The 25925-nt window shown below is 65.9% G+C and carries 24 protein-coding genes; 9 read left to right on the top strand and 15 right to left on the bottom strand.

Annotated features, from left to right (window positions below):
- Positions 1–226 precede the first annotated feature (226 nt).
- Genes AC1DOP_RS13255 through AC1DOP_RS13245 form a run of 3 tightly spaced genes read left to right on the top strand, consistent with a single transcriptional unit; the run spans position 227 to position 3174 of the window.
- A complete protein-coding gene (locus tag AC1DOP_RS13255; RefSeq protein ID WP_442122880.1) occupies positions 227–1339 on the top strand; it encodes a Re/Si-specific NAD(P)(+) transhydrogenase subunit alpha in 1113 nt (370 codons plus the stop codon).
- A gap of 15 nt (positions 1340–1354) precedes the next feature.
- Entirely contained in the window at positions 1355–1708 is a 354-nt protein-coding gene (locus tag AC1DOP_RS13250) for an NAD(P) transhydrogenase subunit alpha part 2 (protein WP_442122782.1), read from the top strand.
- The gene (locus AC1DOP_RS13245; protein WP_442122783.1) at positions 1705–3174 is read left to right on the top strand and encodes an NAD(P)(+) transhydrogenase (Re/Si-specific) subunit beta; all 1470 of its coding nucleotides are present in this window, start codon (positions 1705–1707) and stop codon (positions 3172–3174) included. The genes AC1DOP_RS13250 and AC1DOP_RS13245 overlap by 4 nt, the downstream gene beginning before the upstream one ends.
- Before the next feature lie 4 nt (positions 3175–3178).
- On the opposite strand, the gene AC1DOP_RS13240 is transcribed toward AC1DOP_RS13245, so the two are convergent.
- From AC1DOP_RS13240 to AC1DOP_RS13205, 8 genes are all read right to left on the bottom strand, one after another.
- Positions 3179–3889, bottom strand: a complete 711-nt coding sequence (locus tag AC1DOP_RS13240) for a class I SAM-dependent methyltransferase (RefSeq protein ID WP_477251648.1) — start codon at positions 3887–3889, stop codon at positions 3179–3181.
- Between the two features lie 10 nt (positions 3890–3899).
- Positions 3900–4895, bottom strand: a complete 996-nt coding sequence (locus AC1DOP_RS13235; protein WP_442122785.1) for a TRAP transporter substrate-binding protein — start codon at positions 4893–4895, stop codon at positions 3900–3902.
- Between the two features lie 39 nt (positions 4896–4934).
- On the bottom strand, positions 4935–5735 hold the full coding sequence (locus AC1DOP_RS13230) for an HpcH/HpaI aldolase/citrate lyase family protein (protein ID WP_477251646.1): 801 nt from the start codon (positions 5733–5735) through the stop codon (positions 4935–4937).
- Between the two features lie 3 nt (positions 5736–5738).
- Positions 5739–7106 carry an MmgE/PrpD family protein gene (locus tag AC1DOP_RS13225; protein ID WP_477251644.1) on the bottom strand — a complete coding sequence of 456 codons (1368 nt, stop codon included), beginning with the start codon at positions 7104–7106 and terminating at the stop codon, positions 5739–5741.
- Positions 7107–7135: 29 nt separating this feature from the next.
- A complete protein-coding gene (locus AC1DOP_RS13220) occupies positions 7136–8314 on the bottom strand; it encodes a CaiB/BaiF CoA transferase family protein (protein WP_477251730.1) in 1179 nt (392 codons plus the stop codon).
- Between the two features lie 25 nt (positions 8315–8339).
- Positions 8340–9503, bottom strand: a complete 1164-nt coding sequence (locus tag AC1DOP_RS13215) for an acyl-CoA dehydrogenase family protein (RefSeq protein ID WP_477251642.1) — start codon at positions 9501–9503, stop codon at positions 8340–8342.
- Positions 9504–9530: 27 nt separating this feature from the next.
- Positions 9531–10391, bottom strand: coding sequence for an HTD2 family dehydratase (locus tag AC1DOP_RS13210; protein ID WP_477251728.1), 861 nt, complete (start codon positions 10389–10391; stop codon positions 9531–9533).
- A 309-nt stretch (positions 10392–10700) separates the two neighbouring features.
- Positions 10701–11747 (bottom strand): hypothetical protein, encoded by a 1047-nt coding sequence (locus AC1DOP_RS13205; RefSeq protein ID WP_442122790.1) that lies wholly within the window; start codon positions 11745–11747, stop codon positions 10701–10703.
- Positions 11748–12037: 290 nt separating this feature from the next.
- Here AC1DOP_RS13205 and AC1DOP_RS13200 point away from each other — a divergent pair, with 290 nt between their 5' ends.
- Positions 12038–12940, top strand: coding sequence for a LysR family transcriptional regulator (locus AC1DOP_RS13200; RefSeq protein WP_442122791.1), 903 nt, complete (start codon positions 12038–12040; stop codon positions 12938–12940).
- Here the strand turns inward: AC1DOP_RS13200 and AC1DOP_RS13195 are convergent.
- Genes AC1DOP_RS13195 through AC1DOP_RS13180 form a run of 4 tightly spaced genes read right to left on the bottom strand, consistent with a single transcriptional unit; the run spans position 12937 to position 17246 of the window.
- On the bottom strand, positions 12937–14109 hold the full coding sequence (locus AC1DOP_RS13195) for a UbiH/UbiF/VisC/COQ6 family ubiquinone biosynthesis hydroxylase (RefSeq protein WP_477251639.1): 1173 nt from the start codon (positions 14107–14109) through the stop codon (positions 12937–12939). The two genes, AC1DOP_RS13200 and AC1DOP_RS13195, sit on opposite strands and share 4 nt — an antisense overlap.
- Positions 14106–15440 (bottom strand): Xaa-Pro aminopeptidase, encoded by a 1335-nt coding sequence (gene pepP / locus AC1DOP_RS13190; RefSeq protein ID WP_442122793.1) that lies wholly within the window; start codon positions 15438–15440, stop codon positions 14106–14108. The genes AC1DOP_RS13195 and pepP overlap by 4 nt, the downstream gene beginning before the upstream one ends.
- Entirely contained in the window at positions 15437–16168 is a 732-nt protein-coding gene (gene murU / locus AC1DOP_RS13185) for an N-acetylmuramate alpha-1-phosphate uridylyltransferase MurU (RefSeq protein ID WP_442122794.1), read from the bottom strand. The genes pepP and murU overlap by 4 nt, the downstream gene beginning before the upstream one ends.
- Before the next feature lie 19 nt (positions 16169–16187).
- Positions 16188–17246, bottom strand: coding sequence for an aminoglycoside phosphotransferase family protein (locus AC1DOP_RS13180; RefSeq protein WP_442122795.1), 1059 nt, complete (start codon positions 17244–17246; stop codon positions 16188–16190).
- 95 nt (positions 17247–17341) lie between these two features.
- Here AC1DOP_RS13180 and AC1DOP_RS13175 point away from each other — a divergent pair, with 95 nt between their 5' ends.
- From AC1DOP_RS13175 to rsmA, 4 genes are read left to right on the top strand one after another with little or no spacing between them, the layout of a single operon-like run.
- Entirely contained in the window at positions 17342–19633 is a 2292-nt protein-coding gene (locus AC1DOP_RS13175) for an LPS-assembly protein LptD (RefSeq protein ID WP_477251636.1), read from the top strand.
- A gap of 51 nt (positions 19634–19684) precedes the next feature.
- The gene (locus tag AC1DOP_RS13170) at positions 19685–21118 is read left to right on the top strand and encodes a peptidylprolyl isomerase (protein WP_477251634.1); all 1434 of its coding nucleotides are present in this window, start codon (positions 19685–19687) and stop codon (positions 21116–21118) included.
- Positions 21119–21121: 3 nt separating this feature from the next.
- Positions 21122–22165, top strand: coding sequence for a 4-hydroxythreonine-4-phosphate dehydrogenase PdxA (pdxA, locus tag AC1DOP_RS13165; RefSeq protein ID WP_477251632.1), 1044 nt, complete (start codon positions 21122–21124; stop codon positions 22163–22165).
- Positions 22166–22172: 7 nt separating this feature from the next.
- On the top strand, positions 22173–22961 hold the full coding sequence (gene rsmA, locus AC1DOP_RS13160; protein WP_477251630.1) for a 16S rRNA (adenine(1518)-N(6)/adenine(1519)-N(6))-dimethyltransferase RsmA: 789 nt from the start codon (positions 22173–22175) through the stop codon (positions 22959–22961).
- Here the strand turns inward: rsmA and AC1DOP_RS13155 are convergent.
- Positions 22956–23768 (bottom strand): DUF6851 domain-containing protein, encoded by an 813-nt coding sequence (locus AC1DOP_RS13155; protein ID WP_477251628.1) that lies wholly within the window; start codon positions 23766–23768, stop codon positions 22956–22958. The two genes, rsmA and AC1DOP_RS13155, sit on opposite strands and share 6 nt — an antisense overlap.
- A gap of 248 nt (positions 23769–24016) precedes the next feature.
- On the opposite strand from AC1DOP_RS13155, the gene AC1DOP_RS13150 reads away from it, so the two are divergent.
- Entirely contained in the window at positions 24017–24211 is a 195-nt protein-coding gene (locus tag AC1DOP_RS13150) for a hypothetical protein (protein ID WP_442122801.1), read from the top strand.
- Positions 24212–24434: 223 nt separating this feature from the next.
- Here AC1DOP_RS13150 and AC1DOP_RS13145 read toward each other — a convergent pair whose 3' ends face one another.
- Together AC1DOP_RS13145 and AC1DOP_RS13140 are read right to left on the bottom strand one after the other, a co-directional pair.
- Positions 24435–25130: a hypothetical protein gene (locus AC1DOP_RS13145; RefSeq protein WP_477251626.1), complete on the bottom strand. Its 696-nt coding sequence runs from the start codon at positions 25128–25130 to the stop codon at positions 24435–24437.
- 22 nt (positions 25131–25152) lie between these two features.
- Positions 25153–25761 carry a hypothetical protein gene (locus tag AC1DOP_RS13140; protein ID WP_477251624.1) on the bottom strand — a complete coding sequence of 203 codons (609 nt, stop codon included), beginning with the start codon at positions 25759–25761 and terminating at the stop codon, positions 25153–25155.
- Positions 25762–25925: the final 164 nt, after the last annotated feature.

Here is a 25925-nt window from a genome sequence, read left to right as displayed (position 1 = left end):
TTGATGGCACAGCCATTGCTTGCACGCACGCTGCATTGCAACAGTTCTGGTCGGACTTTTTGCTTGATTTGATACAAAAAACGGCGGGATATCCCTAGGTCTGTAACACGTTGGGCAGGAAAATTGCCGGTCTGTTTACGAAATACCACTGATCGATATTGACAACTGCTCTTGTCGACTTTTGCATGCTAGATTGTAGACAGTTTATCAATTTTGCGGAGGCATGATGAAGATTGGTGTGCCGGCCGAAACCAGGCCAGGTGAGACACGCGTCGCAGCAACGCCCGAAACCGTCAAGAAGCTGGCAGCCCAGCACGAAGTCATCGTGCAGTCCGGCGCCGGCTTGCATGCTTCCGTAACCGACGATGCCTATGCCGCCGCCGGCGCCCGCATCGGCAGCGCCCAGGAAGCCTTCCAGGCCGAGCTGGTGCTGAAGGTACGCGCCCCGAACGCGGACGAGCGCACCCTGATGGCCCCGGGCACCGCGCTGATCGGCATGCTGAACCCTTTCGATACCGAGAACCTGGCGGCGATGGCCGACAAGCGCCTCACCGCCTTCGCCCTGGAGGCCGCGCCGCGCATCACGCGCGCGCAGTCGATGGACGTGCTGTCGAGTCAAGCCAACATCGCCGGTTATAAAGCGGTGATGTTGGCCGCGAATGCCTATCAACGCTTCATGCCGATGCTGATGACGGCCGCCGGCACGGTCAAGGCGGCGCGCGTGCTGATCATGGGCGTGGGCGTGGCCGGCCTGCAGGCGATCGCCACCGCCAAGCGCCTGGGCGCCGTGATCGAGGCCTCCGACGTGCGCCCGCCGGTCAAGGAGCAGGTCGAGTCGCTGGGCGCCAAATTCATCGACGTCCCTTTCCTGACCGACGAAGAGAAGGAGATCGCGCATGGCGTGGGCGGCTATGCGCGCCCGATGCCGGCCGACTGGATGCGCCGCCAGGGCGAACTGGTGCACGAACGCGCCAAACTCGCCGACATCGTCATCACCACCGCCCTGATCCCGGGCCGCAAGGCGCCGGTGCTGATCTCGGAAGACACGGTGCGGGCCATGAAGCCGGGCTCCGTCATCGTCGACATGGCGATCGAGCAGGGCGGCAACTGCCCGCTGACGGAACTGGGCCGGACCGTGAATAAATATGGCGTGACCATCATCGGCGAGCCCAACCTGCCGGCCCTGGTGGCGGCCGATGCCTCGGCCCTGTACGCGCGCAACGTGCTCGACTTCCTGAAGCTCATCGTCGACAAGGAAGGCAAGCTCGCCATCGACCGCGAGGACGAGATCGTGCGCGCCGTGATGGTGTGCGCGGATGGCGAAGTGTTGCGTAAATAAGTGGAGGAGCAGAACATGGAAATCAGTCACACGATCATCAACCTGATCATCTTCGTGCTGGCGATCTACGTCGGCTACCACGTGGTGTGGACCGTCACGCCGGCCCTGCACACGCCGCTGATGGCGGTGACGAACGCAGTGTCGGCCATCATCATCGTCGGCGCCATGCTGGCGGCCGGCCTCACCGAGGGCATCACCGGCCAGGTGGCGGGCACCATCGCGGTGGCGCTGGCGGCCGTCAATGTGTTCGGCGGCTTCCTGGTCACCCAGCGCATGCTGGAGATGTTCAAGAAGAAGGAGCCAAAGGCAAGCAAGGCCGTCGCGGGCGACAAGCCCGGCAACGGCATCGGTGCCAAGGAGGCAGCATGAATTTCATCAGCATGAATATGGTGACGCTGCTGTACCTGGTGGCATCGGTGTGCTTCATCCAGGCCTTGAAAGGGCTGTCCTCGCCGTCCTCGGCGCGCATGGGCAATGCCTTCGGCATGACCGGCATGGCGATTGCCGTGGTCACCACGATCGCTTTGATGTTCAAGCTGCAGGAACAGATCCGCACGGGCGGCATGGGCTTCGGCCTGGTGCTGCTGGGCGTGGTGGTGGGCGGCGCCATCGGCACCGTTGCCGCGCGCCGGGTCGAGATGACCAAGATGCCGGAACTGGTGGCCGCCATGCACTCCCTCATCGGCCTGGCCGCGGTCTGCATCGCGATCGCCGCCGTGTCCGAGCCCTGGGCCTTCAATATCGCCGAACGCGGCGCCGCGCTCCCCTTCGGCAACCGGCTGGAACTGTTCATCGGCACCTTCGTGGGCGCCGTCACCTTCTCGGGCTCGGTGATCGCCTTCGGCAAGCTCGCCGGCAAGTACAAGTTCCGCCTGTTCCAGGGCGCGCCGGTGCGCTATCCGGGCCAGCACATCATCAACCTGCTGGTGGCGATCGCCATCATCGCGCTGGGCCTCGTGTTCTGCTTTTCAAGCGGCACCGGAGGAAGTAATACAGCGGCCTGGACGCCCTATATCGTGATGACCGTGCTGTCCTTCATATTGGGCGTACTCATCATCATCCCGATCGGCGGCGCCGACATGCCGGTGGTGGTGTCGATGCTGAACTCCTATTCGGGCTGGGCGGCGGCCGGTATCGGCTTCTCGCTGAACAACTCGATGCTGATCATCGCCGGCTCGCTGGTGGGATCGAGCGGCGCCATCCTCTCGTACATCATGTGCAAGGCGATGAACCGCTCCTTCTTCAACGTGATCCTGGGCGGCTTCGGCGGCGAGGCGGTGGACTCCAGCGCCGGCGGTGCCAAGGAACAGCGTCCGGTCAAAGCCGGCTCGCCCGAAGACGCCGCCTTCATCCTGCAGAACGCGGAATCCGTGATCATCGTCCCGGGCTACGGCCTGGCGGTGGCGCGCGCCCAGCACTCGGTGAAGGAACTGGCCGAGAAGCTGACCGAGCACGGCGTGCAGGTGCGCTACGCCATCCACCCGGTGGCGGGCCGCATGCCCGGCCACATGAACGTGCTGCTGGCCGAGGCCGAGGTGCCCTACGACCAGGTGGCCGAGATGGAGGACATCAACGGCGAATTCGGCCAGACCGACGTGGTGCTGGTGCTGGGCGCGAACGACGTGGTGAATCCGGCCGCCAAGGACCCGAAATCGCCGATCGCCGGCATGCCGATCCTGGAAGCCTATAAAGCCAAGAGCATCATCGTCAACAAGCGCTCGATGGCCTCCGGCTATGCGGGCCTGGACAACGACCTGTTCTACCAGCCGAACACGATGATGGTGTTCGGCGATGCGAAGAAGGTGATCGAGTCCATGGTCAAGGCGGTCGACTAAACGATCACGCCTTGCGCAGCAGGTCGACCCGGAACGGGGCCAGGAAGTTCGCCCCGTCCGGGCCCAGGTGGGCCTCGAATGTCGACTGCACCTGCGCGTACAGCGCGGGCGACAGGCGATGCTCGGTATGCGTCACCTGGATCACCTTCCGTTCGAAGTCGGCAAAGCTCCTGTACTTCACCTTCGCGCGGAAGAAGGTCTGGGACACCAGCTCGAACAATCCCTCATCGACGGCCGCACGGGTCGCCTCGAAGGCGGCCGCGCGCACTTTCTCCTCGTCGTGGAAGAGGCGCAGGATCTCGTTGTAGTCGCCGCCGAACACCGGTTCCGAGATGTACACCAGGCCACCGGGCGCCAGCACCCGGTGCATCTCGGCGAACGCCTGGCCCAGCAGGTCGAGCGGTACGTGGTGCAGGGACTTGAACAGGAAGACCGCGTCCACGCCGGCATCCGGCGCGGGAATCCGCTGCGCCCCGCCCAGTGCGAAACGCACGCCGGGCAGGTCGTCGACCAGCAGGTTCTTGTCGTGCTGGATGCGGTCGACCTCCAGCGCCAGGATGGAGGCGAAGCGGCCGCCGGCGGCGAGCAGCCGGGTCTGGCGCCCGGTGCCGCAGCCCAGTTCCAGCGCCCGCGCCGGCATGGACGCCAGCGGCAGGGCGCCGAGCAGCACCCGTTCGTCCAGCACGGGCCCGCCGTCCGCGTCGGCGATTCGCATCGGCGTCATCTCATTTACCCGCCACGGCCTTTTCCACGGCGTCCAGTGCCTCCTTGCCGACCCGGCTCTCCATCTGCTTGTACACCGGCGACATCGCCTTGCGCCAGGTTTCGCGCTCGGCCTGGGTCAGGGTGTAGACCGTGGTCTTGCCGCTGGCCTTGATCGCTTCGATCGCCTTGTCGTTTTCTTCCTGGGCGATGTCGTTGGTGTACTTGGTGGCTTCCGCCATCGCGCCCTCGAGCTTGGTGCGGATGTCGGCCGGCAGGCCGTCCCAGAACTTCTTGTTGACGATGACCGCGTAGCCGATATAGCCGTGGTTGGAAATCGTCATGTCCTTCTGCACTTCGTGCATCTTCTGCGTATAGATGTTCGACGGCGTGTTCTCGTTGCCGTCGACGACGCCGGTCTGCATCGCCTGGTAGACCTCGGAGAAGGCCATCACCTGCGGATTGGCGCCGAGCGCGCGGAACTGGGCGTCCAGCACCTTCGAGCTCTGGATGCGCATCTTGAGGCCGCGGAAGTCGGCCGGCGTGTGCAGCGGCTTGTTGGCGGTCATGTCCTTGAAGCCGTTATCCCAATAGGCCAGGCCATGGACGCCCTTGGGTTCGAGCTTGGCGAAGAACCACTTGCCCACCGGGCCGGTGGTGACGCGGTACAGCGCCTGCTTGTCCGGGAAAATGAAGGGCATGTCGAAGGCTTCGAATTCCTTCACGCCCAGTGGGCCGAACTTGGCCAGCGAGGGCGCCAGCATCTGGACCGATCCCAACTGCAGCGCTTCCATTTCTTCCTTGTCCTTGTACAGCGTGCTGTTCGGGTAGACCTCGACCTTGACCCGGCCCGCCGTCGCCTTTTCCGCCAGTTCCTTGAAGCGTAGCGCACCCTTGCCCTTCGGCGTGTCGTTGGCGACCACGTGGCTGAACTTGATGACGATCGGCGCCTGGGCGTAGGCGCCGGCGCTGCCGAAGGTGGCGGCGAACAGTACCGCGTGCATGATCTTGAATTTCATCTTGTCTCCTTTGTCGTTGAAATGGGAACAGCTGGGTTGTTACTTGCGCCGCCGTGCTTCTTCGAGCATTTGCTGCGCAATCAGGATGACCGGCCGGTCGACCATCTTGCCGTCGAGGGCCACCGCGCCGCCCTGCGCCGCCTCGGCCGCGGCGACCACGCGCCCGGCCCAGTCCAGCTCCGCGGCGGTCGGCGCGAAGGCCTCGTGCACGGGAGCGACCTGTTTCGGGTGGATGCACAGCTTGCCGCCGAAGCCTAGCGCGCGGGCCCGCAGGGTGTCGCCGTGCACGCGGGCGCGATCGTCGAAGCTGGTGGTCACGCCGTCGACCGGCGCCGCGATGCCCGCCACGCGCGAGGCCAGCACCAACTGGGAGCGCGCATGCAGCAGGGTCTCGTGGCTTTCCTGGATGTTCAGGTCGAGGCTGAAATCGATCGAGCCGAAGACCAGGCGCTGCACGCGCGGCATGCGCGCCAGCGCGGCGGCATTCCACAATCCCAGGCCGCTTTCGATCAGGGGCAGGATGGCGGCGGCGCCGGCGGCGTCGAGCCTGGCCAGCGCAGCCTCGTGCTCGGCCTTGGGCAGCACGATGCCGGCCACGCCGGGCACGGCGCAGAGCACGAGATCGTCCTCGAACCAGGCGCTCTCGAAGCCGTTGATGCGCACCAGCACCGGCTGCTGCGGCGACAGCCAGGCGGCCAGCGCATCGCGCGCCGCCTGCTTGTCGGCGGGCGGCACCGCGTCCTCGAGGTCGACGATCACCGCATCGGCGCCGGCGGCACAGGCCTTGTCGAAGCGTTCCGGGCGGTTGCCCGGTACGAACAGATAGGAGCGTTCCAGCATGCTTCAGTCCTGGCCGGACAGCAGGAAGCCGACCCGTTCGGCATCGGCCAGCGTCCAGATGCGGGCAAAAGCGGCGCGCATCTCGGCCGGGCTGGCGGCATCGGCAAACCCGGCCAGGCGCAGGGCCTTGCTTTCCAGCTCCTCGCGCGACAAGGTGTTGCCCGGGTCGCCCTTCGGCTCGTCGACGCGGCCTTCCAGCGTGCGTCCATCGACGGTATGCACGGTCACCTTGCCGATCCAGCGTGCCGGATAGGCGCGGTCGACTTCCTCGTCCAGCACCATCTCGACCTTGTTGCGGAAAGCGGCGATGCGCGGATCGTTGTAGAAGCTCTCGAATTCCTGCAGGCCCGCATTGCCGAATTCGGCGATCAGGCCGAGCACCGTCCCCATCGAGAACTTCGCCTGGTGCACGGTGCGCGGATCGACCACCGGGCCCAGCACGTCGATGGCGCCCTGGTGCACGCGCGCCGTCACGCCCACGATGTCCTGCGGCCGCAGCGCGTGCGCGCTCACCACCTGCAGCAGGGCGTCGGCGGCCGGATGGGTGTGGCGGCAGGAGGCGTGGAACTTGAACGAGGTTTCGGCCAGGGTCCAGCGCTGTCCAAGCTGATCGGTCAACCTTGCCGGGTCGGCGTCGCGCGACATGCCGGCGGCCATGCCCTGGGCGCCTTCCAGGATCCGGCTTGCGCCCGTGAAGCCGCCCTGCGCCAGGTAGGCCGCCGTCAGGCCGCCGGCGGCCGCGTGGGCCGTGTGCAGCTGCTTCGAATCGGCGGCGTCGCGCAGGAATTCCCACAGGCCGGCGGCCTGGGTGCCGGCCGAGCCGAAGGCGTGCAGCATCTGTTCGGGGTTCAGGCCCAGCAGGTGACCGGCGGCGGCGGCGGCGGCCAGGGTGCCGGCGGTGCCGGTCGTATGAAAAATCTTGTAGTGCGAGCGGCCGAGGAATTCGCCGACCCGGATTCCGACTTCATAGCCGGCCACCGACGCCGTCAGCAGATCGCGTCCGCCGGCACCGATCGCCTGCGCGACCGCCAGCGCCGCCGGGAACACCACCGCGGCCGGATGGAATACCGAGCCATTGTGCACGTCGTCCTGCTCGGCGAAGTGGGAGGAGGCCGCGTTGACCATCGCGGCGAACAGCGGCGTGGTGCGGCGGCGCGCGATCAGCACCTCGCAGGCGCCGTCCTGCGGCCCCATCTGCCGCGCGAAGGCTTCGATGACCTGGACCGGACGGCCGGTCCTGCCGGCCAGGGCCGAGCCGAACCAGTCGAGGAAGAGGTCTTCGGCGCGCCTGATTACCGGGGCCGGGATGTCTTCGAAGCGCAGCCTGGCGGCGAAGGTGGCCAGTTTCTGGCTGGGGTGGTGCTCGTTCATTGATGCGTCTCCGGTTAGTGCCGTCGTTCTTAGATTGCCTTCTGCTCGCGCAGCGCCGCGATCCGCTCCGCCCCATACCCCAGCTCACCCAGGATCGCCTCCGTATGCGCCCCAAGCGCCGGAATCGGATCCATGCGCGCATTCCAGTCCTCGGGCACCCCGGGCGGCTTCAGGGCGGGCAGGGGGCCGACAGGCGTCGCTACCTCCGACCAGCGACCGCGCGCCTTCAGCTGCGGGTGCTCCCACATGTCGTGCATGGTGTTGACGTGGGCGTTCGCGATCGGCGCCGCTTCCAGCTTGTCGATCACCTGCTCGGCCGTGAACCGGGAGAACACGTCGACGATGATGGCGCGCAGTTCGCCGCGGGCGGCGGTGCGCGCCGCGTTCGAGTTGAAGCGCGGGTCGCTCGCCAGCTCGGGCATGCCGAGCACCTTCGTGCAGAACAGCGCCCATTCGCGCTCGTTCTGCAGGCCCAGCATGACCACCCGGCCGTCGCCGGCGGGGAAGGGGCCGTAGGGGTAGATGGTGGCGTGGGCGGCGCCGGCGCGCGGCGGCGGCGAGGCGCCGTCCATCGCGTAGTAGAGCGGAAAGCTCATCCACTCCATCATGGTTTCCAGCATCGAGACGTCGATGTGGCTGCCCTTGCCGGTGCGGCCGCGCCGGATCAGCGCCGCCAGGATGTTCGAGTAGGCGTACATGCCGGCCGAGATGTCGGCGATCGAGCAGCCCGCCTTGGCCGGCTCGTCCGGCGTGCCGGTCACCGACAGGAAGCCCGACTCGCTCTGGATCAGCAGGTCGTAGGCTTTCTTGTCGCGGTAGGGGCCGTCGGCGCCGTAACCGGAGATGTCGCAGACGATCAGGCGCGGAAAGCGTTCGGACAGGGCCTCGTAGGACAGGCCGAGGCGGGCGGCGGCGCCGGGCGCCAGGTTCTGCACCAGCACGTCGGCTTCTTCCAGCAGCTTGTCGAGGATGGCGCCGGCTTCCTCGTGCTTGACGTCGAGCGTCAGGCTTTCCTTGGAGCGGTTGGTCCACACGAAGTGCGAGGCCAGGCCGCGCGCGCGGCTGTCGTAGGCGCGCGCGAAGTCGCCCACGCCGGGGCGTTCGATCTTGATGACGCGCGCGCCGAGGTCGGCCAGCTGGCGCGTGCAGAAGGGCGCGGCGATCGCGTGTTCGAGCGTGACGACGGTGATGCCGTCCAGCGGGCGCATGGTGGAATCATTCATGGTCGCCTCCTCAGAACGAACGCGGCATGCCGAGCACGTGCTCGCCGATATAGGCGAGGATCAGGTTGGTCGAGATCGGCGCCACCTGGTACAGGCGGGTCTCGCGGAACTTGCGCTCGACGTCGTATTCGGCGGCGAAGCCGAAGCCGCCGTGGAACTGCAGGCAGGCGTTGGCCGCTTCCCAGGACGCATCCGCGGCAAGCATCTTGGCCATGTTCGCCTCGGCACCGCAGGGCTGGTGGGCGTCGAACAGGGCGCAGGCCTTGTAGCGCATCAGGTTGGCCGCTTCGACGTTCACATAGGCTTTCGCGATCGGGAACTGGACGCCCTGGTTCTGGCCGATCGGGCGGCCGAACACTTCGCGCTCGCTCACGTATTTGGTTACCTTGTCGATGAACCAGTAGCCGTCGCCGATGCATTCGGCGGCAATCAAGGTGCGCTCGGCATTCAGGCCGTCGAGGATGTATTTGAAACCCTTGCCTTCTTCGCCGATCAGGTTCTCGGCCGGGATTTCCAGGTTCTCGAAGAACAGCTCGTTGGTCTCGTGGTTCACCATGTTGAGGATCGGCTGCACGGACAGGCCGCGGCCGATCGCCTCGCGCAGGTCGACCACGAAGATCGACATGCCCTCGGATTTCTTCGTCACTTCCGACAGCGGCGTGGTGCGCGCCAGCAGGATCATCAGGTCGGAGTGCTGGATGCGCGAGATCCACACCTTCTGGCCGTTGATGACGTACTTGTCGCCCTTGCGCACGGCGGTGGTCTTGATTTTGGTGGTGTCGGTGCCGGTGGTCGGTTCCGTCACCGCCATCGACTGCAGGCGCAGCTCGCCGCTGGCGATCTTCGGCAGGTAGCGTTCCTTCTGCGCCTTCGAACCATGGCGCAGCAGGGTGCCCATGTTGTACATCTGGCCGTGGCAGGCGCCCGAGTTGCCGCCGGCGCGGTTGATCTCTTCCATGATGACCGAGGCCTCGGTCAGGCCCAGCCCGGAGCCGCCGTATTCCTCGGGAATCAGGGCCGCCAGCCAGCCGGCCTGGGTCAGCGCGGTGACGAATTCTTCCGGATAGGCGCGCGCCTCGTCGACCTTGCGGAAGTACTCGGCGGGGAATTCGGCGCACAGGGCGCGCACAGCTTCGCGGATGTCCTGGTAATCGTGGTTCTGTTGAATCGACATGGTGGTGGTCCAGTATGAATCAGGCAATCAGGCGATTACGGCGTCGGCCTGCATGGCCAGCTCGCCGCGGATGTTCTTCGCCCACAGGCGCACGGTGCGGCCGTCGGGTTCAAGGCTGCCGCATACCGTGAAGGGCTCGATGTCGAACAGCGGGCCGACGGCGCGGAAGGAGAAGGAAGCGATGCGTGCCTGAGGCAGGTTGCGCTGCACGAGGTCGACCAGGAGGGTCGCGATCAGCGGGCCGTGCACGATCAGGCCGGGATAGCCTTCGACCTCGGTCACGTAGCTGCGGTCGTAGTGGATGCGGTGGCCGTTGAAGGTCAGCGCCGAGTAGCGGAACAGCAGCACCGGATCGGGGGCGATGCTGCGTTCCCAGTCGGCTTCCACCGGCGCCATCTTCGGCGCCGGCGCAGCGGCACCCGGCTGCGGCATTTCCCGGTAGACGATGTCGTGTTCTTCGGTGATGCACACGGCGCCCTCCTGCGCCAGCTCGTGGCGCACGGTGACGAACACCAGCGGGCCGGTGGCGCCATGCTTGCTGCTCACACTCTTCACCTGCGAGCTGCGGGTGGCTTCGCCTTCGACCCGCAGCGGCCGGCTGAACGTCAGGCGGCCGCCGGCCCACATGCGGCGCGGCAGCGGCACCGGCGGCAGGAAGCCGCCACGCTGCGGGTGGCCGTCGGGACCGAGCTCGGACTGCGGCGCGGCGTGCCAGAAATAGGCCCAGTGCCAGAGCGGCGGCAGGCCGGCGCCCGTGTCGAAGCGGTCCGGACGGTCGAGCGTGGCCGCCAGCGCGTTGGCGGTCACGGCGTTGACGCGCGCGCCGACGGTTTCGGTCTTGCCGACCCACTGCTGGAGCAGGGAGTCATCGAAGGCATCGGAGGTCATGGTGGTGCGGGCTCTCAATTGACGAGCGCCCAGTCTGGACCTCATGCCAGTTTGGCACAATCGATGCTTTTGGAAGGGGGGCTACGGTTTTGGTGAAGGGGCAACCGTGTGGACAACGTGGGCGTGAGACGGGCTAGAGGAGAATTGCCATTGCGTGTAGAACGCCAAAAAGAGAAAACCGCCTCAAGGGCGGTTTTCAATAAGCAATTTTTTGTGCAGTAATGGTCTAGGACCGTCGTAGAGTTTGGATACTGCCTCCGCATCTCTACCGAGCTCGATATTATCGTAAAGTCGATACTGAGTCAAATCCTATTGTGTGGGCTGAGCATTCATCTCTATCAGCTCCTGCACTTGTTGTTCGAAATCGATGCCCATCTCCTTTGCCCAGTGTGTCGCCAACTCCTCTACCGCTTCATGCCGGGCTGCGACAGCGTTCTGAGCAGCAACCTGCCGTTGTAGCTGGGCGATCTGTTGTTGTTGCAGGACAATCTGACTTTGTTTGGTAGCTATGTCGGTGGCCGCGTCCTTAGCCTCTTGCGCCTTTGTCCTCAGCTTCTCGTAATCGGTTACGCCAATCGCATGTATCAAGGCGGTACGCATTGCGTCCAACTCCGATGCACTGATGTGATCCTGATACTTTGTGTTCCTTGCAAGTTTGCGTGTGCCGCTTTTATTCGTGTACCAACTCAGCGGGGGTAACAGTCGACTGGGCGAGACGGTTTGCGTCATGCCACAGATTCCCCACGTTTGCTTACCGCTTGTTCCATAAAAATGCAGGTTCGCTAACGTGGCGGGATGTATAGGAAACGCCGTCTTGTCATGGGCACCAGGAGGTACAGAACTCAATGGAACTACCTGTACCTGTGTCGCGCGGAATTTGACGACGATAGCCAGACGTCGCTTATGCATCTCGCCATGCTGAATCGTGTCTTTATACTCGCGGTTTGAAGGCACATCCCCCTGAGCAGGTGCTTGTACATGTGCGACCGTTTGCACAAATCCGTAATCAACTTCGACCAGCGCTCCTACAGTAAGCACTTGGTGGATCTTGTGACTGCTCGCTACCAGCGACTGGTCCAGATAGATCTCGGGTGGGTTGTTCACCTTGCTCAACACCACCCGGTAGGTCATCGGCACGCTGCCGTCTGTCCCAGTACAACAAGACTCCTCCACATGCCATCGAGTGTTGCTGTCATGACTAAAACGCTTGGTGACATACACCGAATGCGCATGGTCCGCTGGCATCAACGCTTCGTGGATGTTGTCATAGGCTTCTTCGCCGATGACCATATCGACGGGCAAGCCAGCGGCATCGCGTGTGCGTTCGAAATACGTGATATGAAGTAATGTCGGCATGACCTTGCCAGCGTGCGCAAATAAAAGCTGCCCAGTTTAAGGCTCAGCTCACTACCGAGCAATGCATTTCTGGCTTTCCAGGCAGCCGAACATCACTTCTTCGTATAACCAAAAGCGGACACTCAGATGCGTTTAGAAAATCACGCTCGGTTTTAGCTTCTTGAGCCTTCGCGTCGGTATCTGCCGCTCAAAAAGGCCCGCCTCGACCTGCAAGGCAATGAAGGCGGTCCTTGGTAGGTCCTGCCAAGGCCCTTCGGCTAGAATTCCCGCATGAGACAAGGAACCCACCCATGCTGTTCGATCTGACCGACCTGCGCCTCTTCATCCTGGTCGCGGAACTGAAAAGCCTGACCCGCGCGGCCGAGCGCATGCATTTGTCATTGGCGGCCGCCAGCAACCGCATGAAGGAACTGGAATCGCGCTTCGGCATGCGCCTGCTGTACCGCGAGAACAAGGGCGTGCTGCTGTCGCCGGCCGGCGAAACCCTGCTGGCGCATGCCCAGCAGTTCATGCAGCAGCTCGAGCGGCTCAAGAGCGATATGCAGCAGTACAACAATGGCATCAAGGGCCATATCCGCATCTTCGCGAACACCACGGCGGTGACCGAATTCATGCCGGAGGTGCTGGGCCTGTTCCTGGCGTCGCATCCGCAGGTGAACGTGGCGCTGGAAGAGCGGCTCAACCACGACATCGTGCGCGGCGTGCAGGAGGGCACGGCGGACATCGGCATCGCGGCCGGTCCGGTGCAGGGGCAGGGCCTGGAAATCATCAATTTTTCGACCGACCGCCTGGTGCTGGCCACGGCACTCGGCCATCCGCTGGCCGAGGCGGGCAGCATCAGCTTTGCCGAGACGCTGGCCTATCCGCACATCGGCCTGCACGAAGGCAGCACCCTGCAGCATTTCCTGAACAAGGTCGTGGTCGACAGCGGCGACCGCCTGCACTTGCGGATCCAGGTGCGCGGCTTCGAGGCGATGTGCCGCATGGTGGAGGCGGACGTCGGCATCGGCATCCTGCCGCAGTCGTCGGCGCTGCGCCACAGCCGCAATATGCGGCTGGCGCTGGTGGAATTGACCGACCTGTGGGCGGTGCGCGAACGCAGCGTGCTGGTGCAGGACCTGGAGGGCCTGCCCGCCTATGCGCGCGAACTGGTGGAGCTGATCCGCACGGAAGCGGGCCGTCAGAACCCTTAACGCCGCCCGAACATCATCAGCTCGGCGAGCAGCATGCGCGCCGGCTTGACGGTATCGAGCGCGGCCAGCGCCAGCCCGAACAGCGGCTGCAGCGGGCCTTTGTCCGCGAACACGCGCGCCATGGTGTCGGTGGCGCGGATCACCATCTTGCGGTCGCCTTCGCGTTCGTTCTTGAAGCGGTCGAGCGCGCTTGGGCTCATCTCGCGCGCCAGCAGGCGCGCCAGTACCGCCGCATCGCGCAGGCCCAGGTTGAGTCCCTGTCCGGCCACCGGATGCAGGGTCTGGGCCGCGTTGCCGATGGCGACCGTGCGGGCGCTCGCGCGCGGGTCCGCGTTCAGCCCGAGCGGGAAGGCGATGCGCGGCGAGACGCCGGTGAAGCGGCCGAGGCGTTCGCCGAAGGCGTCGCCCAGCGCCGAAAGAAACGCTTCTTCGCCCAGGTCCAGCAGGCGCCGGGCGCGTTCCGGCTGGACGCACCAGACCAGGGCGTACTGGTGGCCGTCGGCGCCGCCTTGCGGCAGCAGGGCCAGCGGGCCTTCGTCGGTGAAGCGCTCGAAGGCGCGGTGAGCCGCCGGGCTGCTCGTGGAGACGCGCGCGATCACGGCGGTCTGGCCGTAGTCGCGGGTGCTGGATTTATCGGCCTGCTCGCCGAACACGCCGCCCTCGGCCTGCACCGCGACTTGCGCATGGAGGGTGCGGCCGTCGTCCAGCTGCAGCAGGACGCCGTCGGCGCGCTCGTCGATGGCGTTCACGCGCAGCGGACGCAGCACCTGCACGCCGGCGCGCTCGCAGGCGCGGGCGAGGGCGTCGACCACGTCGCCATAGCGCGCCACATAGCCCAGGGCTTCGAGGCCGTGCTCTTCACGGTCCATCATGCTGCGGCCGAGGTGGCCGCGGCGCGAGACATGGATCTGGTGGATCGGCGTGCTCGATGCCGCAACCCCGGGCCAGGCGCCGACGTCTTCCAGCAGCAGGCGGCTGCCCCAGGCCAGCGCGATCGAACGCGGGTCCGAGATCGCCTGGCCCAGCGCCTTGCCGTCGATGAGGGCGATGCGTTTGCCGTCGATGCCGCGCCGCGCCAGCATGGCGGCCAGCGCCATGCCGACCGGGCCGGCGCCGCAGATGGCGACGTCGGCCCGCAGTGTTTCCTCAGTCCTTGCTTGTTCCGTCATAGTCCCTTTCCAACCAGAGCCTCGATCTCTTCCACCGTCTTCGGTGCGCTCGCCGTCAGGATGCGGTAGCCGTCCTCGGTGACGACCACGTCGTCCTCGATGCGGATGCCGATGTGCCAGTATTCCTCCGGCACGCCCTCCGCCGGGCGCACGTAGATGCCCGGTTCCACGGTCAGCGCCATGCCGGGTTTCAGCTGGCGCGAAGGCTTGTCGGCCTGCGTCAGGTCGCGGTAGGCGCCGACGTCGTGCACGTCCATGCCCAGCCAGTGGCCGGTGCCGTGCATGTAGAAGGGCACATGGGCCTTCGCGGCAATGGCGTCCTCCACGCTGCCGAACTTGCCCGGCGCGATCAGGCCGAGGTCCAGCATGCCCTGGGTGAGCACCCGCAGGGCCGCTTCGTGGAAGGCGCTGTAGGGGCGGCCGGGGGCGATCGCCGCGAAGGCCGCCTCCTGGGCCGCCAGCACCAGTTCGTACAGCCTGCGCTGGACAGGCGTGAAGCGGCCGCTGACGGGGAAGGTGCGGGTGATGTCCGAGGCATAGCCATCGAGTTCGCAGCCGGCGTCGATCAGCACCAGCTCGCCGTCCTGCATCGGGCGGTCGTTGGCGCTGTAGTGCAGGACGCAGGCGTTGGGGCCGGAGGCGACGATCGGGGTGTAGGCCGGGAACTGGGCGCCGTTGCGGCGGAATTCGTACAGCAGCTCGGCTTCCAGCGCGTATTCGTGCAGGCCGGGGCGGGCGGCGCGCATCGCGCGCGCGTGGGCATTGCCGGAAATCTCGCCGGCGCGCAGCATGATCGCCTGTTCGTCCGCGTCCTTGATGAGGCGCATCTCGTCCAGCAGCGGCAGCAGGTCATGGAAGGCGGCGGGGGCCGTCACGCCGCTGCGCGAACGCGCGCGTACGGTCCTGATCCATCCCGCTACCTGCGCATCCAGTGCCGCGTTCGAGGCGGTGGCGTAGTACAGCGCCGGGGCGTCGGCCAGCAGGTCGGGCAGGCGGGTGTCGAGTTCGGCGATGGGCCAGGCTTCGTCTACGCCGAAGGCTGAGCGCGCGGCTTCGGGGCCGTAGCGGTAGCCGTCCCAGATCTCGCGTTCCAGGTTCTTCTCGCGGCAGAACAGGATGGCGCGGGCCGGCCGCTCGCCGCGGGCGGCGACGAGTACCAGCACGCTTTCCGGCTCGGTGAAGCCGCTCAGGTAATAGAAATAGCTGTCGTGCCGGTAGGGGTAGTCGCTGTCGCCGTTGCGCGGGACTTCCGGGGCGGTGGGCAGCACGGCCACCGCGCCCGGCAGCATCTGCGCGGCCAGGCGCGCACGGCGTGCTGCGTAATCGGTCATGGCTTCGCTCTGGCCGAGGCAGTTGCGGTATAGGGGGCGTTGAGCTCCTCGAGCTGGCGCATGGTGCCGACGTTGACCCATTCGCCGTCGTAGATCTCGCCGCCGACCCGCTTCTCATCGATGAACTTGCGCATGAGCGGGCCGAATTTCAGGAACTCGCCGGCCTTGATGCCGTCGAACATTTCGGGACGGTAGACGCCGATGCCGGCGAAATTCCACTTCGGCGAGCCTTCGTTCGACAGCGTGTACATGGTCAGGCCGAAGTCGCCGTCCGGGTTGTGCCAGGGGTTCGGCGTCAGGTACAGCCAGGCGATGTCGCGCTTGTCCACGGGGATCGGCCGGCCGACCGCGTCGTTATCCGGCAGCGCGTCCAGCACCTGTTCGAAGTCGAAGTAGGGCGCGTAAATGTCGCCCGACACGGCCAGGAAGGGTTCGTCGCCCAGCAGGTGCAGGGCGTTGGCGATGCCGCCGGCGGTTTCCAGCGGCGTCGGCTCGTGGGAGTAGACGATGCGTGCACCGTAGCGGCTGCCGTCGCCCAGTTCCTCCTCGATCATGTGGCCGAGGTGGGAATGGTTGATGACGATGTCCTTGATGCCAGCGCGCACCAGGTTGATCACATGGTAGGTGATGAGCGGGCGCCCGCGCACCTTGAGGAGGGGTTTCGGGCAGGAGTCCGTCAGCGGACGCATCCGCTCGCCGCGGCCGGCGGCGAAGATCATGGCTTTCATCGGCGAGATTTACCTGGAATCAGAAGGTGTAGCCGACCGCCGGCGCCTTGTCCTCGAAGGCATCGAGCAGGCGCAGCAGCGGTTTCAGTTCGGTGTAGCGGTTGGCGGTCTTGCGCACGTAGTCCATCACGGTCGGCAGGTCGCCCATGTAGTGCGGCTTGCCGTCGCGGTAGTTCAGGCGGCAGAAGATGCCGAGGATCTTCAGGTGACGCTGCAGGGCCATGTATTCGAAGTCGCGGTAGAAGGCGTCGATGTCCGGATTGACCGGCAGGCCAACCTGCTTCGCGCTTTGCCAGTAGCGCACCACCCAGTCGAGCACGAATTCCTCGTCCCACTGGACGTAGGCGTCGCGCAGCAGCGAGGCCAGGTCGTAGCTGATGGGGCCGTACACGGCGTCCTGGAAGTCCAGCACGCCCGGGTTGCCCTGGTCGAGGAACATCAGGTTGCGGGAGTGGAAATCGCGGTGCATGAACACCTGCTGCTGGGCCAGCACGTTGGCGGTGATGGCTTCGAACACCTTTTCCAGCTGGGCCTTCTGGATGTCGTTCATCTCGATGCCCAGGTGGCGGCCGATGAACCATTCCGGGAACAGGTTCATCTCGCGCAGCACGAAGGCGCGGTCGAACTCCGGCAGCACGCCGGGCTGGCTGGTCAGCTGGAACTTGATCAGGGCGTCGACGGCGTCCGAGTACATGTAGGGCGCGTTGTCGACGTCGAGGCGCTGCAGATAGGTGGTGGTGCCGAGGTCGGACAGCAGCAGGAAGCCGTCCTCGACCTTGCGGGCGACGATGGCCGGCACGGTCACGCCGGCGTCGAACAGCAGGCCGTCGACGTGGATGAAGGCCGGCACGTTCTCGCGCTCGGGCGGGGCGTCCATCGCGACCAGGGTGTCCCCCAGCTTGGCGCGTAGCGCGGGCACAACATCGAGACGGAAGTAGCGGCGGAAGCTGGCATCGGCCGAGGCGGGGCGCAGGCTCCCGACGTCGACCAGGTCCAGGGTGCCCAGCCATGCGGTCAGTTGGGCCAGCCGGGCATCCTTGTCGAAGGCCGCGGGGGAGTGTTGAGACAGAGAAGACATGAAGCGTCCCGGTGAATCCGGTTGGTGATGAATATTCCCATATAATAAGGGATTCAATCCAAAAAATCGCCCTCTATGGTGCAACGCGATCTTTCATGAGCTGGATTACGGCCCTTCCTTTCCCGCCGCGGCGTGCCGCTGCCTTGTCCGCCCTCGTCGCCGTGGCCACGGGGCCCTTGTACGCGCAGACCGCGCCGGCGGGCTCGCGTAGCGACGACGACCAGCCGACGACCATGCGCGCCGAGGAGTTCGCCGGCCGTCCCGACCGCGAGCTGAACCTGTACCGCAACGTCGAAGTGACGCGCGGCGCCACCGGCATCACCGCCGACACCGCCTGCTTCCGCCAGGTCGAGGACGAAGTGACGGCCCAGGGCCATATCACGATGTGGCGCTTCGGCGACCGCTACAAGGGCGACGCGCTGCAGCTGAACCTCGAGACCGGCAAGGGCTGGGTGCTGAACCCGGCCTACCATTTGCAGATGAATAACGGCCAGGGCAAGGCTGCGCGCATCGATTTCCTGGGCGAGAACCAGGCCGTGGTGGTGGACGGCACCTACAGCACCTGCGAAGGCCCGGATCCGGACTGGTACCTGAAATCCAGCACCCTGAACCTGGACAGCGGGCGCGACGTCGGCACCGCCGGCAAGACCGTCATCTACTTCAAGGACGTGCCCATCCTCGGCACGCCGGCGCTGTCGTTCTCGCTGTCCGGCGCGCGCCGCTCGGGCTGGCTGCCGCCGTCGATCGGCACCGGCTCCAAGGGCGCCGCCGAGATCATGGTGCCGTACTACGTCAATATTGCGCCGAACCGCGACCTGACGCTGTATCCGCGCTATATCTTCAACCGCGGCCTGCAGATGGGCCTGACCGGCCGCTACATCGGCGAGACCGCGCGCGGCCCCTACAGCGGCGAGACCCACCTCGAGGTACTGCCGAACGACCGCGTGGCGAAACGCGACCGCTGGTGGATCGATACCCTGCACAGCCAGGCCCTGGCGCCGGGCTGGACCTTCGGCTGGAACGCGCACGCCGCCTCCGACAACGAATATCCATCCGACTTCTCGCGCACGGTGGCGGCCAGCGCCGAGCGCCAGCTGCTGCGCGAGCTGCGTACCGACTACTCGGGCCATTACTGGAGCGTGAACACGCGCATCCAGAGCTACCAGGTGCTGCAGGATCCGGCCGCCCTCGATCCGAACAATCCGAACGCCGCCGCGCTGCAGGTGGCGCGTCCCTACGACCGCCTGCCGCAGATTAATTTCCACGCCGGCCGCTACGACGTGCTGGGCGGCTTCGACTGGGCGGTGGACGCCGAGCTGGTGCGCTTCTCGCACCCGGAAAAGACCTTCGTACAGGGCAACCGCGCCAACCTGGTGAGCCAGGTCAGCTACCCGATCGTGCGGCCGGGCTGGTTCTTCACGCCCAAGGTCATGCTGCACGCGACCCAGTACGACCTCGACAACAACGTCGACCCGGTGACCAAGGTGGCGCACAACCGGATCTCGCGCGTGCTGCCGACCGTGTCGCTGGACAGCGGCCTGATCTTCGAGCGCCAGAGCTCGCTGTTCGGCGAGAATTCGACCCAGACCCTGGAGCCGCGCCTGTTCTACGTGCGCACCCCGTACAAGGACCAGAGCGAGATCCCGAACTTCGACACCGCGGTGGCCGGCTTCAACTACGCCCAGCTGTTCACGGAAAACCGCTTCGTCGGCGCCGACCGGGTGTCGGACGCCAACCAGCTGACGGCGGCGGTGGTGTCGCGCTTCATCGAGGCCAATGGCGCCGAGCGCCTGCGCCTGGTGGCCGGCAGCCGCTACTATTTCAGCGATCCGCAGGTGAACCCGCGCGTGCGCCTGAACAGCGCCGACAAGGCCGAAGTCACCCGCTCGGACGCCCTGCTGGCCGCCTCCGGCCGCATTTCCGAGAACTGGACCTTCGACAGCGGCGTACAATACGACGCGCAGAGCCGCAGCCTGTACAGCAAGAACTACGGGGTGCAGTGGAATCCGGCGCCGATGAAGGTGCTGAATTTCGAATACCGCTATCAACGTGACACCATCGGCGCCGCCAGCGGTTTCCGGAATGCCGACGTGTCGGGCCAGTGGCCCTTGTCGCGGCGCTGGTATGGCGTGGCGCGGGCCAGCTACTCGCTGCGCGACCGCAAGCTGCTCGAGGGCCTCCTGGGGCTCGAGTACAAGGCCGATTGCTGGGTGTTCCGCCTTGGCGCGCAGCGTTTCGTGACCGCCCTGCAGACCACCTCGACGCCGATCTTCTTCCAACTGGAGCTGAACGGCCTGTCGCGCCTGGGCTTCGGCAATCCGCTGGAAACCTTTAACAAGAGCATCCCGGGTTACACCCGGCTGAATACCAACGTCGGCCGCCCCTGAGCGGTCGGGCCATGGACAACTAGAAACCCTGAAATGAGTGCTTCCCTGAATATGCGTACTACCCGTTTGCATCAAGTCAAGCTGGCCGCAGTGCTGCTGTGTGCCCTCGCTGCCGGCGACGTCCTGGCCCAAGCCGCCGGTACGCCGGCCGCCGGTACGCCGGCCGCCGGTACGCCGGCCGCCCCTGCCGCAAAGCCGGCGCAGTCCACCGGTTTCCTGCCGCCGGCGTCGAGCAGCGCCAAGGTCATCGATTCCGTGTACGTCATCGTCAACGACGAGGTCATCACCAAGCGTGAAGTCGACAACCGCGTCAACGAAATCACCGCGCGCCTGCGCGCCCAGAACGCGCAGCTGCCCAATCCGGAAGACCTGCGCCGCCAGGTGGTCGAGGCCATGATCACCGAGCGCGCCCAGCTCCAGCTGGGCAAGGAATACGGCATCCGCGTGTCCGACATCGAGCTGGACCGCGCCATCGGCCGCATCGCCGAGTCCCAGAAGATGAGCGTGCAGGAGATGCGCAACCAGATGGAGAAGGAGGGCATGACCTTCGCCCAGTTCCGCGAGCAGATCCGCAACGAGATCGTCATGCAGCGCCTGATCGACCACGAAGTCGATGCCAAGATCCAGGTGTCGGAAGCGGAGATCGACACCTACCTGGCCGCCGAGAAGGCCGCCGCCGCCGACCGCATCGAAGTCGACATCTCGCAGATCCTGGTGCGGATCCCGGAAAACGCCTCGCCCGAGCAGATCGCGGCGCGCAAGGCGCGTGCCGACGAGGTCGCGCGCCAGCTGCGCACCGGCGCCGACTTCGCCAAGATGGCGGCCACCTATTCCGATTCGCCGGACGCCCTGCAGGGCGGCGCGGTCGGCTGGCGCGATCCGAACCGCCTGCCGCCGGTGTTCGCGGCCGAGCTGGTGAAGATGAAGGCCGGCCAGGTGACGCCGGTGATGCGCACCAACGTCGGCTTCCACATCCTGAAGGTCAACAATGTGCGCAAGCCGGAAGCCCAGCAGCAGCAGCAGGAGCAGGCCGCCGCCAACGTGCAGCAGGTCCACGCCCGCCACATCCTGCTGAAGATCACCCCGACCCAGAGCGAGGAAGAGGACCGCAAGAAGCTGCTCGAACTGAAGGCGAAGATCGAGGGCAAGCAGGCGACGTTCGAAGACCTGGCGCGCCAGAATTCGCAGGACAGCCTGGCCTCGAAGGGCGGCGACCTGGGCTGGGTCGAAGCCGGCGACATCCCGGATGAACTGGCGACCGCGATGCACGCGCTGCAGCCGGGCCAGATCTCGGATCCGGTCAAGACCCCGTTCGGCATGCACATCGTGCAGGTCGTCGAGCGCAAGACCGAAGACACCTCGAAGGACAAGGAACGCGCCACGGCGCGCCAGGTGCTCACCGAGCGCAAGCGCCAGGAAGCGATGGAAGACTGGGCGCGCCAGGTGCGCGACCGCGCCTACGTCGAGTTCCGCGAGGAGCAGTAAGCCATGGCGATCCCGGGCGCACGTCCCACGCTGGCCGTCACCGTCGGCGAGCCGGCCGGGATCGGTCCGGAAATCGCGATCCGCGCCGCCTGGGCCCTGCGCGAGCAGGCCAGGTGCGTGCTGGTCGGCGATGCCGCCTTCCTCTCGCTGACCGCCAGCCTGATCGACCCGGACATCCGCCTGTCGGCGCTGTCGACGATGGCGCTGCGCCATAGCGGGCTGCCGCATTTCGGCCCGGGCACGATTCCCGTCATCGACGTGCCGCTCGAGGCCCACGTGGTGCCGGGCCAGCTCGACGCCGCCAACGGCCGCGCGGTGCTGGCCACGCTCGACCTGGCGATCGAAGGCTGCAAGGCGGGCTGGTTCGACGCCATCGTCACCGCGCCGCTGCAGAAGAGCACCATCAACGATGCCGGCATCGTCTTCTCCGGCCATACCGAATACCTGGCCGAGAAGACCGGCACGCCGCGGGTCGTCATGATGCTGGCGGGCTCGCCCGGACGGGACCAGCCCTACCTGCGGGTGGCGCTGGCCACCACCCACCTTCCCCTGAAAGACGTGCCGGCCGCGATCACGCGCGAGACGCTGGACCAGGTGCTGGACATCCTGCACGCCGACCTGCGCGGCAAGTTCGGGCTCAAAGCGCCGCGCATCCTGGTCACCGGCCTGAATCCGCACGCCGGCGAGAATGGCTACCTGGGCCGCGAAGAAATCGACGTCATCGAACCGGCCCTGGCCGCGGCGCGCGGGCGCGGGATCGACGCGCGCGGCCCGTATCCGGCCGATACCCTGTTCCAGCCGAAGTACCTTCAGGACGCCGACGCCGTGTTGGCGATGTACCACGACCAGGGCCTGCCCGTGCTCAAGCACGCCACTTTCGGGCGCGGCGTGAACATCACGCTGGGCCTGCCCCTGATCCGCACCTCGGTCGACCACGGCACGGCCCTCGACCTGGCCGCGCAAGGCCTCGGCCTGGCCGATTGCGGCAGCATGGAGGAGGCGATCCGCATCGCCCTGTCCATGGTCCGCGCCCGAGCAACAACTTAAGAATCCCATGAAACACGTAGCCCGCAAGCGCTTCGGCCAGAACTTCCTGACCGATGCCCACGTCCTCCACGACATCATCGATTCGATCGGTCCGCGCAAAGGCGACACCATGGTCGAAATCGGCCCCGGCCTGGCGGCGATGACTTCGCTGCTGCTCAAGGAACTCGACCACATGCACGTGGTCGAACTGGACCGCGACCTGGTGACGCGCCTGGAGAAGGCCTATCCGCGCGAGCGCCTGACCGTCCATTCGGGCGACGCCCTGAAGTTCGATTTCGGCTCGATTCCGGTGCCGGAAGGGAAGAAGCTGCGCGTGGTCGGCAACCTGCCGTACAACATCTCGAGCCCGCTGCTGTTCCACCTGGCCGACTTCGCCCACCTGGTCGAGGACCAGCACTTCATGCTGCAGAAGGAAGTCGTCGAGCGCATGGTGGCCGAGCCCGGCACCAAGGCCTACAGCCGCCTGTCGGTGATGCTGCAGTGGCGCTACGACATGTCGATGCTGTTCGTGGTGCCGCCCACCGCCTTCGATCCGCCGCCGCGGGTGGATTCGGCGATCGTGCGCATGGTGCCGACGCGCCGCCAGTTGCCGGCCGATGCCGCCACCCTGGAAGCGGTGGTGGCCAAGGCCTTCTCGCAGCGCCGCAAGGTCATCCGTAATTGTGTGGCCGGCATGTTCACCGAGCAGCAGCTGGTCGAGGCCGGCATCGATCCGGGCGCGCGTCCGGAAGCGGTGGGGCTGGAGCAGTACGTGGCGCTGGCCAACCTGCTCAAGCCGGTGTCACCGGCTTCATAATCTTCCTTCCCAATGGCGGCGCGCATCGTCGAATGCGCGCGCGCCCACCTGCCTGCCCAGTTCCTGCCCGGCCGAGCCGGCGCCGACATGCGTGTCGGCCCGCGTCCGGCCCCGCATCCCGCTCCGCATCTCGTTCTCGAAGCGCCTGATCACTTCGTTCGCCGCCGCGCCGGCGCTGCCGTGGATTGCGGCCGGCCCGGCCGTCTCCCGCTCTTGCGCGTCGCCCCAGCCGGCGATGCTGGCGTCGGCCAGGGCATTGGCGAGCGCGAAGAACAGGCGCACGTCCTGGTCGTCGTCCTGGCCCTCGCGTTCGGACAGCCGGTGCGCCGCCAGGCACCAGCGGCCGGGCGCCGGTTCGGCAGGCGTCGCCGTGGCGGCCGGGGTGCCGGCGCGGTGACAGAAGTCGAGCATGCTGACGGCCTGGATGCGGCCGATGCCGGCCGGGCTCAGCTGTCCGCCGGGCGCCGCCCGATCCAGTTCCAGGCCGGCCATCCAGGCGTCGAACATGGCTTGCTGGCCCGGGAAGCGCTTGCCGAGCGCGAACCAGGCCGCATGGCTCATGGCGCAGGCCTTGCTGGCGGCGCTGCGTTCGGCGCAGGGTAGCCGCACCCTTACCCCGTGCGCGGTCTGGCGGGCGGCGCCGTCGTAGGCGGCCCAGGCGTTGTACATGCAGGTGTGCAGGATCGCCAGCGAGCGCGCCGCTGCCGGCGGGCCGGGCTGCGCCGCGCGGATCGCCTGCAGGGCCAGCCGGTTCCAGCCGGCCACGGTGCCGGCCATGCCGGCCGCCGCACCCGGATCGAGTTTCAAGAAGTTTTCCCGCCTCATGTCGCCTCCGCATTTGTGCCGCCGTCGAGTATGGCGAGCACAGGCGCGCAGGCTGTTGAGCGTTCTCAGGCGTAAAAGGCAGCCGGCGCAACGCATAGCCCCGGTTTTTGGGCGTCCATCCCGCGTTTTTTGCAGTTCGTCGCAGTCCGCTGGAAGGAGGGGGCGCGGACGCCTACAGTGACACCATCGAAAGACAAAACGCAACGCACTTCACCCGAAGGAGAACCGAAATGAACGTCATGAAAAACATGGAAGCGATCTTCCTGGCAGCCGTCGTCCTGGCCGGTGTCACCAGCGCAGCCAGCGCCGCCAGCGCCAATGCGCACGAACGCTACAACGCCCAGGTGTCGATCGAAGGCAAGCAGATGGCAGTGGTGACGGTGACGGCGAAGCGCTTGAGCGCAGCAGAGAAAGCAGCCATCTAATTGCTTCCTGCAAGAGACTGCTTCCTGAAAGAGACAGCCCGGAAAAAGGCGAAAAAAAAGCCCGCTTTTGAGGGCGGGCTTAAATCCAATTCTTTTCTGAGGAGAGTTGGAGGAGACAGGAAGCAGTATGCTGCGTTACAGCATATTCGTCCAATTTTCGTTTGGAATATTTGATATTCGCAACGAAAATATCTCCTCCGCAACCACCTCCTCCTGGCGTCGATCAGCTGTTCTTGACGCAGGTGACAGCCACGTCCTTGACGCCGCCGTTCTTTTCCTGGGCATCCAGCATCACGCCGGTGCCGTTGCTGGACACGGTGCAGGTGTAGCCGGTCGGCTGGGTCAGTACCGTGATACCGAAGCTCGTGCCATAAGGCACTGCGCTCAACGCGAACGGAACCGACGCGTCGGTGCTGCTGCCGGCGATGGTGACGGTGCTGTTGCTGCCGTTGGTCAGGGTCACGCTCACGTCGGCGGAGGGCAGGCCGGTGATGGTGCCGCTCAGCGAGTACGACAGGATGGAGCAGTTGTAGAACACCTCGATCGCCGGCGTGCGTGCCGATTCGAGCGAGGCGCTCTGGCCCGCCGTCCCATACTCGCGCGGGATGCCGCCGCTGATGCAGTTCTGGTGCGCCGGCTGCGAGCCGCCGCCGAGCGCGGCGGTGCCGCCTTTCGGCACCACGTTGTAGTAGGTACCGTAGTCGAGACCGTTCGCGAAATACAGGACCTGGGTGTCGCCGGCCTTGGCGGGCACCGGAACGGCCAGTTCCTGGCCGTTGGTGGTCAGGATCAGACCCGGATACTGGACGTTGGAGACCGTCACCTTGACCGGGTAGGTCTCCTTGCCGCCGCCGCCGCAGGACGCCAGGACCACGGATGAAGCCAGGATCAGGGCCGGGCGCACGAGGTGGAACTTCATACTTTACTCTCCAGTTTCCAGATTATTGGGTCTTGGGACCGCAGGTGACCACAGGCGTGGTGCCCGGGCCGGTGGCGGTCATGGTGCCGGTGCCGCCGCTGATCGTGCAGGTCTGCGTATCCGGCTGGTTCAGGATGGTCACGCCGTACGCGCCGTCTTCCGGAATGTCGCCGATGGGCACCGGTTGGCTTGCATCGGCCGCCGTCACCACTTTGCGGTTGGAACCGTTGACGAGTTCCAGGCCGGTGCCGGTCAGGCCGGTCACCGTGACCGACAGGGTATGGGTCTTGATCGTGCAGAACACCGTCGGCACCGTGGTGTAGACCGTATAGTAGTTGGCGCGCGCCTTGTTGTTGCTGAAGGTGCAAGCGCTGACGTTCGACGGCAGGGACTTGTACGAGATGTTGAACTCGTCGTCGGTCGACAGGTATTTCTTGAACTGGACGGTGCTAGCGCCGGCCGGAACCGCGATCTCGTCGCCGTTGCTCTGGTTGACCAGTACCAGGCCTTCCTTGGTCACGCCGCCGGCGATGGTTACGGTCAGGGGCAGGTCACCGCTGCCGCCGCCGCAGGCGGACAGGCCAAGCGCGCATGCCAGCGCAGCGCCGGCATACAGGATCGAACTCTTCATAGAATCTCCGTTGGACGGGATGGCGCACGGCAGGACCGGCGGCACCGCTGAGTAGAATATTGCCCGACATTTTAGAGCATTTGCCAAGCCGCAGCCTCATTTGCCTTTGTATCACGGTGTAACGACATCTGCATGCCGTTGATTTTCAAGGCCGGCCTCGCTAT

This window comes from Massilia sp. 01N410, from assembly GCF_056399665.1.
Note: the sequence above shows the minus strand (reverse complement) of the source record. Positions and strands in the feature narration are given on the sequence as shown.

Bases quoted from the DNA above. Each gene is read 5' to 3' on its own strand.
- AC1DOP_RS13255 (WP_442122880.1), top strand. From the start codon at position 227: ATGAAGATTGGTGTGCCGGCCGAAACCAGGCCAGGTGAGACACGCGTC.
- AC1DOP_RS13250 (WP_442122782.1), top strand. From the start codon at position 1,355: ATGGAAATCAGTCACACGATCATCAACCTGATCATCTTCGTGCTGGCG.
- AC1DOP_RS13245 (WP_442122783.1), top strand. From the start codon at position 1,705: ATGAATTTCATCAGCATGAATATGGTGACGCTGCTGTACCTGGTGGCA.
- AC1DOP_RS13240 (WP_477251648.1), bottom strand. From the start codon at position 3,889: ATGCGAATCGCCGACGCGGACGGCGGGCCCGTGCTGGACGAACGGGTG.
- AC1DOP_RS13235 (WP_442122785.1), bottom strand. From the start codon at position 4,895: ATGAAATTCAAGATCATGCACGCGGTACTGTTCGCCGCCACCTTCGGC.
- AC1DOP_RS13230 (WP_477251646.1), bottom strand. From the start codon at position 5,735: ATGCTGGAACGCTCCTATCTGTTCGTACCGGGCAACCGCCCGGAACGC.
- AC1DOP_RS13225 (WP_477251644.1), bottom strand. From the start codon at position 7,106: ATGAACGAGCACCACCCCAGCCAGAAACTGGCCACCTTCGCCGCCAGG.
- AC1DOP_RS13220 (WP_477251730.1), bottom strand. From the start codon at position 8,314: ATGCGCCCGCTGGACGGCATCACCGTCGTCACGCTCGAACACGCGATC.
- AC1DOP_RS13215 (WP_477251642.1), bottom strand. From the start codon at position 9,503: ATGTCGATTCAACAGAACCACGATTACCAGGACATCCGCGAAGCTGTG.
- AC1DOP_RS13210 (WP_477251728.1), bottom strand. From the start codon at position 10,391: ATGACCTCCGATGCCTTCGATGACTCCCTGCTCCAGCAGTGGGTCGGC.
- AC1DOP_RS13205 (WP_442122790.1), bottom strand. From the start codon at position 11,747: ATGCCGACATTACTTCATATCACGTATTTCGAACGCACACGCGATGCC.
- AC1DOP_RS13200 (WP_442122791.1), top strand. From the start codon at position 12,038: ATGCTGTTCGATCTGACCGACCTGCGCCTCTTCATCCTGGTCGCGGAA.
- AC1DOP_RS13195 (WP_477251639.1), bottom strand. From the start codon at position 14,109: ATGACGGAACAAGCAAGGACTGAGGAAACACTGCGGGCCGACGTCGCC.
- pepP (WP_442122793.1), bottom strand. From the start codon at position 15,440: ATGACCGATTACGCAGCACGCCGTGCGCGCCTGGCCGCGCAGATGCTG.
- murU (WP_442122794.1), bottom strand. From the start codon at position 16,168: ATGAAAGCCATGATCTTCGCCGCCGGCCGCGGCGAGCGGATGCGTCCG.
- AC1DOP_RS13180 (WP_442122795.1), bottom strand. From the start codon at position 17,246: ATGTCTTCTCTGTCTCAACACTCCCCCGCGGCCTTCGACAAGGATGCC.
- AC1DOP_RS13175 (WP_477251636.1), top strand. From the start codon at position 17,342: ATGAGCTGGATTACGGCCCTTCCTTTCCCGCCGCGGCGTGCCGCTGCC.
- AC1DOP_RS13170 (WP_477251634.1), top strand. From the start codon at position 19,685: ATGCGTACTACCCGTTTGCATCAAGTCAAGCTGGCCGCAGTGCTGCTG.
- pdxA (WP_477251632.1), top strand. From the start codon at position 21,122: ATGGCGATCCCGGGCGCACGTCCCACGCTGGCCGTCACCGTCGGCGAG.
- rsmA (WP_477251630.1), top strand. From the start codon at position 22,173: ATGAAACACGTAGCCCGCAAGCGCTTCGGCCAGAACTTCCTGACCGAT.
- AC1DOP_RS13150 (WP_442122801.1), top strand. From the start codon at position 24,017: ATGAACGTCATGAAAAACATGGAAGCGATCTTCCTGGCAGCCGTCGTC.
- AC1DOP_RS13145 (WP_477251626.1), bottom strand. From the start codon at position 25,130: ATGAAGTTCCACCTCGTGCGCCCGGCCCTGATCCTGGCTTCATCCGTG.
- AC1DOP_RS13140 (WP_477251624.1), bottom strand. From the start codon at position 25,761: ATGAAGAGTTCGATCCTGTATGCCGGCGCTGCGCTGGCATGCGCGCTT.